Genomic DNA, 8852 nt, shown 5'->3' with positions numbered 1-8852 from the left:
AATTTTTCTTCTCTTTCAAGTTTGGGTACTTTATCCATGCGGTTAATGCTGTTCTTAAATGCAACTTGCTGCGGCTGTTATACTGTGCTTTTTTGCTGCAACTGCAGCATTTAGTTTTTTTGCAACATATGCGTTATTTTGCACTTTCTTCAGCATTCTTTTGCTGATTCCATGACTTTTTCATCAATAATTTTGATTTCACAACGCCATTTAAACCTTGTTATTTTACCACACTTCAGTACGGCTCCTTTTCCATTATTGTCCATCTGTTCTGTATATAGTGGAAATTAGTATAAAAACTTAAACTAAGGAGTTTCTTCCTGGGTTGACAGATTTCTTCTGTTCGGTGCTATTTAGTAAATCACTCAAATATTTGTAGCTACTATCACCCGCTGCTTGCTAGCGGCTGAGATATACACCATAAGAATCTCGCTAAGACGTGAGGGTTGCTGATACTCCAGCGCTTGATGCTGGCTTTCCATACTAGAAAACCATAAGATGATAGAAATAGTAAATAAACTTACTAGATTTCAGTGCCACGCACTGGAACAATAACAAAGGGTTTACTGAGATAATACAAGAAGGAGACATTGGAATAACACCATTTATTGCGCAAATTACCTATAAATTGCTATGTTCATACAGTTATGTCACTAGCTCTAACACTTCTTTACTCCTCACATCATTTCTACTACTGCAGTTTCCCCTATCTTTATACAATGTTGTAGGTACACTAAAGAAGCATGAGCATTAGAAACACCAGGAGTTTATGTAGAAAAATTTTAAAAGGGAAGTTTAAACCCAGGTGATAAATTTATCATACCTGCAAGATCAGAGGTTGCATTTGCCATATCCTCTTCTGCTTTCTTAACAGCATCATTGAACGCTGCTGTTACTAAATCTTCTACTATATCCTTCTCCTCATTTCTCATAAGCTCTAAGTCTATGTTTACCTTTTTAGCTTTATAACCACCTATTTTTATGACTTCTACCAACACAGAAACTCTACCTCCACCGGAAATACCTTGAAATTCTTTACCAATATACTTTTCTTGAGCTTCTGCAAGCTTCTTTTGCATCTCTTGCGCTTGCTTCATTATCTGATTAAAATCCACGACTTACTCCTTATTCTCTATATTAACTACCTTTGCACCCTTAAATGTATCAAGTATACCCTTGACTGCAGGGGTATAACTTAAGCTACTCGCCCCCTCATTTATATAATCTGCATCAATTATAATAACCCACTCTTGCTTAGTTATCTGACTTAAGTAATTTTTCAAGTCATTACAAAAATTACTATCCAACTGAGATACAGCTTTTAATTTTAAATACCCAGGTTTGCAGTCCACTAATTGTAGATTATTACATAGCTGTTTGTAAAGATAAATTTGGTTATTCCACCGCAATAGTTGCAAAATCTTATCAAAATCATAACTTTTTTGTTGTACGTTTTCTGCGCCGCGTGTATTCCTCTGCTGCATACTTTGTGCAAGGACTTTCTTAACTACCTGCTCGGGGGAAGGTAGATCAGAAAGATAACAGAGGCTAATTAACATCATCTCAGCAGCAACATCACTGCATGTCGAAGTTTTTATATCTTGAACTCCTTTGAGCAACATTTTCCATAATCTCGAGAAAAATATTAAAGACTTCTTTACACCCAAGTCTTTTATCCTGCTCTTCTCACATTCTGTAACCAAATTATCAATCTCTTTTGTAACTAAAAAACGGCATATTAACTGAATTGTCTGTAACAAACCCTCAAAAACACTAAGTGGGTTTGCTGTTTCCACTGCTTTATCGAACAGCGACAGAGCCTTCTGTAAATCACCATTCAATATTGCTTCCAGCAGATCAAACATAATATCTTTATCAACTAGGCCAAGTATATCCATCACACCTTTGGCGGATATTGCACCATCTTTACTATACAGCACTGCTTGATTCATCAAAAACAAGGCATTGCGCATTGAATTACCAGAGCGACGCGCAATTAATTCTGATGCTTCCTTTTCAATAAAATAATTCTCTCTTTGCGCAATATCATTCAAACGCTCTACTATTTTAGCTACAGGGATGTTGTGCAAATCAAACCTTTGACAACGTGCAACGATAGTGATTGGTATCTTTTTTATCTCTGTAGTTGCCAAAATAAACTTTACACTCGACGGTGGCTCTTCTAAGGTTTTAAGCAATGCACTAAATGCACTGCTGGATAACATATGTACTTCATCTATAATGTAAACTTTGAACTTAGAACTTATAGGTGAATAGCAAATATCTCCCAGGATTACTTTGATGTCATCAACGCTAGTATGACTTGCTGCATCGATTTCAATCACATCTGGATGGCTTGAATTTTTTATCGCCAGACAATTTTCACATGACCCACACGGCTCAAAAGTTGGTCCCAAAGAACAATTTAAACATAAAGCTATTATTCTTGCTGTGGTAGTTTTACCCACCCCACTACTACCGGAGAGTAGTATAGATTGTGGAATTTTGTTGAGAGTAAAAGCGTTTTCTAATATACGCACTAATATATCTTGACCAACTAAATCTTTAAAGCTGCCAGGACGGTATTTTAATGCTATGTTCATGGTTTATAATAAAACAAATAACGAGATAGGTATGCAACCCAATAAAGATTCTGATATGGCTGCTTCATCTCTGACCTGACCAAGTTACAGAGTTTTTGCCTGCATACCTTAACAAAAGGTTATACTTTTTTTTTTATTTAGCAAGGTATATTCTATATTAGCGCCATAATTTGATATGTTAAATTTTTTACAGCGCTACTTTAAAGTAGATAAAAAGTTAGTCGTTATGCAAGTCACTACAAGATTGTCATCCCAATGTTTATTTATATCATTTCAGTTAAGTGCTTACTTATGTCATTCTAATCGCAATACTGGAATTAGGAAATCTTTTCAACAACTAGACTATGTGGTCAAGCCATAGAATGATAAGTGCCAAAGCAACAAGAAGTTATGCACAAGATCTACTAAAATCCACATCTTTTTCTTTGGATCACAGTGTCACACACTGGAACGACAAAAGAAAAAGAGAGGATAAAGAAAAGAGAGATGACAAAGGAGAGGTATTATGATTTTATATCACTTTCCCCTTTGTCCGTTTTCACGGAAAGTTAGAGCCCTCCTTAAGGAAAAAAAGCTGAGCTGTGATTTAGTATACGAAAATCCATGGGAGAAGCGGAATGAGTTTATGAAGGTTAATCCAATTGGGCAGGTACCAGTGCTTATAGACAATAGCTTTATTATAGCAGACAGCAACGCTATTTGTGAATATCTAGAAGAAACTTACAACAGCGATATCAAATTGCTTGACTCATCTGCTGTTGTTAAATCTCAAATACGTGCTCTAATTAATTGGTTTGATAATAAGTTTTATAATGAAGTTACTAAATATATTATAAATGAGAAAATAATAATTAACCGCAGTCCTGACTCTAGGTTTCTCCATGCAGCCCAACATAACCTGTCTTGCCATATAGAGTACATTGAGTACTTAATTAACAAAAACGTTTGGCTTGTAACCGATAAGTTCACTTTAGCTGACATTGCTTTAGCATCACATATTTCTGTAATGGACTACGTAAACAGTTTTCCATGGGAAAAAAGTAAAATTCTAAAAGAATGGTATTCCATTGTCAAGTCAAGGCCTTGCTTTCGTGAGATGTTATTAGAAAGAGTTCCCGGATTAACCCCCCCTGTGCACTATGCCGACTTTGATTTTTAGTCTACGTAAGCTTTAAAGCTACAGTCATTCCTTCATCAGTTGGAATTAATATAGAGCAATATTTTTTTTCATCCGATAATCTATAATTAAATTCCCTCATAGCACGCCATGATTTCTCTGACACTTCTTTTGGAGGTAATTCCAAAAATACTGTGTTAAATAATAGAGTATTATCTGCAACAATCAGCCCGTCTTGTTTAATGTATGATTCTGCCCAATCTAAATATTTAGGATAGCTATCCTTATCAGCATCAATAAATATCATGTCATATGGTGCCCCCGCTGATAACTCATCCAATTTTCCCAATGCATTGCCTGCTATTAAAGTAATTTTATTGTCCAGATTAAAAGCACTAAAATTTTTTTTTGCTATTTTAAAGTGCTCAGGATTGTTTTCTATTGTGTATATATGGCCATACTCAGGCAGAGCTTTTGCCATACAAATTGACGAGTAACCATATAATGTACCAATTTCAACAATACTTCTCACCTTATGAATTTTTATAAATAAATTTAATAACTTCCCTTCTCTAGGGCTAATTTGAATGTGTTGTTTTTCTTTAAGAATACAATACTCTTCTATTTCTTTACATTCTTTTGCAAATAAATCTCGTATATATGACAGTTTTATGTCAGATTTATCATCGCGCGCCATGTTTTGTATTATTAGGAAGACTTAATTAATATAAAATTCATAAGTAATGATATACCTAAAGTAATACAAACATTTACTTTAGGCCATTATTTTGTACCATAAAATTTTAAGTGACAAAAACTGTGATATATAGTACCATAGTTAACTAGTGCAACAGCTGATTGGCTGCCACATTAAAATTTAAAGGAACTGCTTATATGCAAATTTCTCTTTTAAATACAATTTTCATAATCAATTAGAGGGGATTATATGTCTTATAACATTGCTAGTGAAGTTGAAACGTTAAGCAAAAAATCTAACAAAGATGAAGGGGTTACATTGCTAAATAACCCAGCCTATCGTGAAAAGTATAGGGAACGTTTTGATGAAGCCCAGAAAAAAGTTATGGATATGGTTCAGTTTTACGATGGAACAATAATATTGATAGAAAATAAAATTGCTATGTATTATTACGCTTGGCACAGTAAAAAAAGAGAGTTTGAGCGTAAAAAACAACAAGCAGTGATGAAAAACGATGGATCAGTATAGAGCCTTTTGTATGATAAGCTACAGTGGTATCACTTCACTATAGCTTTTTCATATAGTTTGTCTATCACGTTAGTAAAGTAACCTAGCGTTTTATATCCTTCGTATCTAATTTTATCAGGCTCTGTATGTGGTTTATCATTGTTAAGCTTGATGAAAAATATTGGAGTAGCCATAATACCAAGTTTATTAATTGCTAGTGATTTATCATTCATAATTTTATCCATCACTTTCTTATCGTTAATACATCGGTTAAATGTATCTTGCTTTAAGTTGCTTAGTGCCGCCACTTTTTGTAACACAGTTAAATCACCTAAATTGGAATAATTCCATGAGTCTATCGAGCTAAAAACAGCTTTATTAAAATTAAAATAGTCTTCTTGCTTCTCGTAGCAATAACTTAGCATTGCAGCTTTTAGCCCTCTATAATCTAAAGGGAAATGACGGAATATATACAGCATCCTACCTGTATCTATATATTTCTTTTTAATTTCAGGAAAAACTTCCCTATGGAAAAGAGAACAGTGATAACAAGTAAGCGAAGCATATTCTATCATTAGAATAGGTGCTTTGGGGTCTCCCAACAACCTATCACCAGACAACGGCAACAGTAGTTCTTTTGGTGTTATTCCATTAGCTGTTTGAGTGTACTGGTTGTTGGATAAGTCCTGCTCAACAACTGCATAAGAATTAACACTTGTAAAGATCAATAAAAATAATAACCTAAAAATCATCACAATATAAACATTTAACTTACTAAATAATTACGTATTTATATCAATAATGTCAAGATAACTTTTTCTTATACCAATCCCCACTGTACAAGAAACGGATTTTCAATAATGAAAAAGAAGCCTTGCTGAAATAAGTAAAATAGCAAGATTTAAATGGTATTGAAATCAAAATTATTGGATAAAAGAGTCGTAGAATCAGCAAAAGAAATGCTAAAGGAAGCGTGAAATAACGCATGTGTTGTAAAAAAACTAAATGCTGTAATTGCAGCAAAAAGGCACAGTATAACATCCGTAGCAAAAATATGTTGCATTTCAAGAACAACACCAACTGCACAGATAAAGCACCTAAAATTTGGAAGAGAAGAAAAATTACTTGCTCCCTCTTAACGTCGTAGAAAAACTAGATTGAATCAGAGTCAACTTGAACAAATTGAAGTATGAATACAAGAAAACCATAACATTACTATTAAAAAAATAAGAACAAGAATCTAGAAAAATTTGGCTTGAATGTCAGCAAATCTACAATAATATGCAAAAAATGAAGTTTCCGTATATTATGCCAAGACCAATTCACAATGAACAAGATAAAAATAGATAAAAAGAGTTAAAAAAAACTCAATGAGACTATTAGTAAATATCTTGAACAAGAGTTATTTTTCTTTGATAAACCGCAGCTTGACACACATTTGGAAGTTAGGCATGGATAGTTAAAAAAGGCGTTAGAACAGGTTAAAGTAAAATTAGGTAGACAAAATTTTTATCCCCACAGTGTAGTTAATCTTAGAAATGGAGATGATTCTAGCTTATTTACACCGAATGTCAACACTGATTATATGAATATATTTCTTAAATAAGTGTAGCAATACTTTAAGGATATGATAAGCCTTTCTTATCATGGATTGTGCCAGCTAGTACAAGTTAAAAAGTTCAAAGGCGCCAAAAATATCGAGATTATATACTTATTACCATGCTCATCCAAGCTCAATCCCATTGAGAGACTTTAGTGGTATATAAAATAGAATATTTTGTGTAATAAAGTCTATAATACAATTGCTTTGCTCGAGAGCGCTTTGTGCAAATTTATTACCTCTCTTTCTCACTCGCAATCAAACAATTCTGCAATGTCACTTACTTGACCCATTAAAATGAGAATTAGTATTAGCAAAGCTCTCAACCCTGTCCTTAAACGCAGCAACTATTTTACTTTGTGTATATTTATATACTGAATTTAACAAAATAGAAAACGAGCTAAATTTAAACTCAAACTCTATATAAAACTTCACCATAGTTTTCTTTTCTTCTGTAAGAACGAATTTCCATTCATTATATAAACGCTTAAATATCCCATTTGATGATACTGCTTTTATCCAACCTTCATTCGTTCCACTCGGAGAAAGAAAGGTTACCTCCGATGTATATCTTCCTTTAATCCCATGAAAAGCTGCTATGAGATCCACAATTACCTGGTTATCAATTTTCTCCTTTAAGTAAACAGCTTTGCACCAAGGAACAAAATCAGGATACTTCTCAATGTCGATTATAACCCGGAATACCTCGTTAGGTAAACATGAGAAAATACCTTGTTCTTTGTATTGGTAAAGCATAAGTTTAGACTAACTAGAATGGGATCCGTATCTAACGTTAGCCTTAGTAGATTCCTGAGACCAGAAGTTAAGGTGGGCATCACGTATCAACCTCAATGAAATCGATAGAGGCAATTCCCTTGACCAGAAATTATCGCTCGGGAAATTTAACTTAACTCATAACGTATAGAACAGACCCCTGCAATTATAGCCGATTTACGCAAGGCGTGTCTATAGGTATATTGCAATCAGCAATAAAACTAGCTATTATTTAGCTTTTATTAAACTTTGCATTTTAATGTCACACTCAATAAACATACCTCATGAGTTTTATTAAAATTCTAATTGTTGTTGCTTTCATTGTAATTTCTTCAAATGCTTACACCAATTGTGCAGATCATAAAACTTTTGTGCATGCTATGAAGCAACAAGTGGACAGCATATTTACAAAGGAAAACAAAAAAAAACGGGAATGTGTATATAAAAAGCTTCAGGAGATCGTTCGAAATAATGTTGATCTCAAAAAAATATCTCGATTCGTTATGGGAAAACATTGGGCTTTAACTACCCAGAAAGAAAGAGAAGATTTCTTAAGAGAATATGAGATATATTTTACACGTTTGTGTATCAAAATTTTATATAAACATATGAATAATAGTGAAATGGCTATAATGAGTTCAAGAGTAGTTGACAATGCAACTTGTTTGATTAGTACAAGATTTTCTTACGGCGATGAAGAATTTACAAACATTGATTTTAAAGTTACCAAAAATGTCAGTTCTTTCTTAGTAAGTGATGTTGTAATGAACGGGGTAAGCATTTCTATTAATCAACATTCTCAACTCAGTGAAAAAATTGATGCATATAGCATAGCACGTGTTATAGATGAATTAAAATATAACAACAATCTATGACATATATGCCTCATTGGCCTAAGCTGCTTAGTAGCAGGCTAAAAGATTTTCTTCTTGATCGTATAATAAGGTTTTCTTAGTAAACTAGACAACTCTGAAAAACACCTCCTATAATCCATATAGCTGGAACCAATGAAAAAGACTTAAATTATCATTCGTAATACTAATTCTCATTGTTAGTGGATCAAATAAGTAACATTGCAGAGTTATTTAATTGCGGAGTGAAAAAGATGAGGTAATAAGTTAGTACAAAGCGCTTTTAAGCAAAGCAATTGTATTATAGATTTTTACGCAAAATGTTCTGTTTTATATGCAACCAAAATCTCTCAATAGGGTTGGCTTGGGTGGTATGGTGGTAGGTATATAATCTCGATATTTTTAAGTGCCTTTAAATTTTTTTAATTTATGCTAACTAGCATAATTTATGATAGAAAAGACTTCTCGTGATTGCAACATTTGTTTAAAAAATATATTCATACAACCAGTGTTGACATTCTGATGCAAGTAAGCTGGAAATCTCTCCATTTCTAGGATTAACTACACTGTAGAGACAAAAATTTTGTCCCCTAATTTTACTCTAACCTGTTCTAACGCCTTTTTTAACTATCCATGCCTAACTTCCAAATGTGTGTCAAGCTGCGGTTTATCAAAGAAAAATAACTCTTGTTCAAGATATTTA

The 8852-nt window shown here is 33.3% G+C and carries 9 protein-coding genes, 2 other RNA genes and 1 pseudogene; 5 read left to right on the top strand and 7 right to left on the bottom strand.

What is annotated here, in order from left to right:
* Positions 1-782: 782 nt before the first annotated feature.
* From GO684_RS04580 to ffs, 3 genes are all read right to left on the bottom strand, one after another.
* A complete protein-coding gene (locus GO684_RS04580; RefSeq protein ID WP_175939300.1) occupies positions 783-1097 on the bottom strand; it encodes a YbaB/EbfC family nucleoid-associated protein in 315 nt (104 codons plus the stop codon).
* Between the two features lie 21 nt (positions 1098-1118).
* Complete coding sequence (dnaX, locus tag GO684_RS04575; RefSeq protein ID WP_175939296.1) at positions 1119-2603, bottom strand: DNA polymerase III subunit gamma/tau; 1485 nt, start codon at positions 2601-2603, stop codon at positions 1119-1121.
* Positions 2604-2624: 21 nt separating this feature from the next.
* An RNA gene (gene ffs / locus GO684_RS04570) (signal recognition particle sRNA small type) lies at positions 2625-2715 on the bottom strand.
* Positions 2716-2965: 250 nt separating this feature from the next.
* On the opposite strand from ffs, the gene GO684_RS04565 reads away from it, so the two are divergent.
* Both GO684_RS04565 and GO684_RS04560 read left to right on the top strand, forming a co-directional pair.
* A complete protein-coding gene (locus GO684_RS04565) occupies positions 2966-3112 on the top strand; it encodes a hypothetical protein (protein WP_175939294.1) in 147 nt (48 codons plus the stop codon).
* Positions 3109-3762: a glutathione S-transferase family protein gene (locus GO684_RS04560; RefSeq protein WP_175939291.1), complete on the top strand. Its 654-nt coding sequence runs from the start codon at positions 3109-3111 to the stop codon at positions 3760-3762. Before GO684_RS04565 ends, GO684_RS04560 begins: the two co-directional genes overlap by 4 nt.
* A gap of 1 nt (position 3763) precedes the next feature.
* Here the strand turns inward: GO684_RS04560 and GO684_RS04555 are convergent, their stop codons facing one another.
* Positions 3764-4417 (bottom strand): O-methyltransferase, encoded by a 654-nt coding sequence (locus tag GO684_RS04555; protein WP_175939289.1) that lies wholly within the window; start codon positions 4415-4417, stop codon positions 3764-3766.
* Positions 4418-4666: 249 nt separating this feature from the next.
* Between GO684_RS04555 and GO684_RS04550 the strand changes: the two genes are divergently transcribed.
* Positions 4667-4945, top strand: coding sequence for a DUF2671 domain-containing protein (locus tag GO684_RS04550; protein ID WP_175837373.1), 279 nt, complete (start codon positions 4667-4669; stop codon positions 4943-4945).
* Between the two features lie 29 nt (positions 4946-4974).
* Here GO684_RS04550 and GO684_RS04545 read toward each other — a convergent pair whose 3' ends face one another.
* Positions 4975-5676: a DsbA family protein gene (locus GO684_RS04545; protein ID WP_175939298.1), complete on the bottom strand. Its 702-nt coding sequence runs from the start codon at positions 5674-5676 to the stop codon at positions 4975-4977.
* 153 nt (positions 5677-5829) lie between these two features.
* Here GO684_RS04545 and GO684_RS04540 point away from each other — a divergent pair.
* Positions 5830-6820: pseudogene (locus GO684_RS04540) on the top strand (IS630 family transposase).
* On the opposite strand, the gene GO684_RS04535 reads toward GO684_RS04540, so the two are convergent.
* Together GO684_RS04535 and ssrS are read right to left on the bottom strand one after the other, a co-directional pair.
* Positions 6801-7280 carry a type II toxin-antitoxin system RatA family toxin gene (locus GO684_RS04535; RefSeq protein WP_175939287.1) on the bottom strand — a complete coding sequence of 160 codons (480 nt, stop codon included), beginning with the start codon at positions 7278-7280 and terminating at the stop codon, positions 6801-6803. The pseudogene GO684_RS04540 and the gene GO684_RS04535 sit on opposite strands and share 20 nt — an antisense overlap.
* An 18-nt stretch (positions 7281-7298) precedes the next feature.
* Positions 7299-7460: non-coding RNA, 6S RNA (gene ssrS, locus GO684_RS04530), on the bottom strand.
* A gap of 122 nt (positions 7461-7582) precedes the next feature.
* Here ssrS and GO684_RS04525 point away from each other — a divergent pair.
* On the top strand, positions 7583-8173 hold the full coding sequence (locus GO684_RS04525; RefSeq protein WP_175939285.1) for an MlaC/ttg2D family ABC transporter substrate-binding protein: 591 nt from the start codon (positions 7583-7585) through the stop codon (positions 8171-8173).
* Positions 8174-8852 lie beyond the last annotated feature (679 nt).

The sequence above is a fragment of the Wolbachia endosymbiont of Litomosoides brasiliensis genome, assembly GCF_013366805.1.
Classification (GTDB): domain Bacteria; phylum Pseudomonadota; class Alphaproteobacteria; order Rickettsiales; family Anaplasmataceae; genus Wolbachia.
The sequence above is the reverse complement of the archived record's forward strand: the minus strand, read 5'-3'. Positions and strand labels throughout refer to the sequence as shown.

Coding starts and splice junctions, on each gene's coding strand:
- GO684_RS04525 (WP_175939285.1), top strand. CDS start 7,583: ATGAGTTTTATTAAAATTCTAATTGTTGTTGCTTTCATTGTAATTTCT.
- dnaX (WP_175939296.1), bottom strand. CDS start 2,603: ATGAACATAGCATTAAAATACCGTCCTGGCAGCTTTAAAGATTTAGTT.
- GO684_RS04545 (WP_175939298.1), bottom strand. CDS start 5,676: ATGATTTTTAGGTTATTATTTTTATTGATCTTTACAAGTGTTAATTCT.
- GO684_RS04565 (WP_175939294.1), top strand. CDS start 2,966: ATGATAAGTGCCAAAGCAACAAGAAGTTATGCACAAGATCTACTAAAA.
- GO684_RS04535 (WP_175939287.1), bottom strand. CDS start 7,280: ATGCTTTACCAATACAAAGAACAAGGTATTTTCTCATGTTTACCTAAC.
- GO684_RS04560 (WP_175939291.1), top strand. CDS start 3,109: ATGATTTTATATCACTTTCCCCTTTGTCCGTTTTCACGGAAAGTTAGA.
- GO684_RS04580 (WP_175939300.1), bottom strand. CDS start 1,097: ATGAAGCAAGCGCAAGAGATGCAAAAGAAGCTTGCAGAAGCTCAAGAA.
- GO684_RS04555 (WP_175939289.1), bottom strand. CDS start 4,417: ATGGCGCGCGATGATAAATCTGACATAAAACTGTCATATATACGAGAT.
- GO684_RS04550 (WP_175837373.1), top strand. CDS start 4,667: ATGTCTTATAACATTGCTAGTGAAGTTGAAACGTTAAGCAAAAAATCT.